Source organism: Lysobacter enzymogenes (assembly GCF_017168095.1).
Taxonomy (GTDB): Bacteria; Pseudomonadota; Gammaproteobacteria; order Xanthomonadales; family Xanthomonadaceae; genus Lysobacter; species Lysobacter enzymogenes_D.
Map to the genome: position 1 here is coordinate 4,669 of NZ_LXSD01000390.1, position 208 is coordinate 4,876.

The 208-nt window shown below is 69.7% G+C and carries 1 protein-coding gene; it reads left to right on the forward strand.

Going from position 1 to position 208, the window contains the following annotated elements; translation table 11 throughout:
• The coding region (locus A7A76_RS16075) for a hypothetical protein (protein ID WP_206412135.1) at window positions 1–208 on the forward strand (208 nt) is incomplete at both ends.

The window sequence follows — 208 nt, forward strand, 5'->3', positions numbered from 1 at the left end:
GCAGGATGTGAACACGGGCTCGCGCGCGAACACCGCGACTGCGACCGGCACGACGCCGGGTGGCGGCACGGTCAACGACACCGACGATGAGACAGTGTCGATTGCGGCCGCGCCGCAGCTGACCCTGACCAAGACGGCCGGCGCAATCACCGACACCGACACGCCGGCCAACGGCGCGGGCGACGTCGGCGACACGATTACCTACACC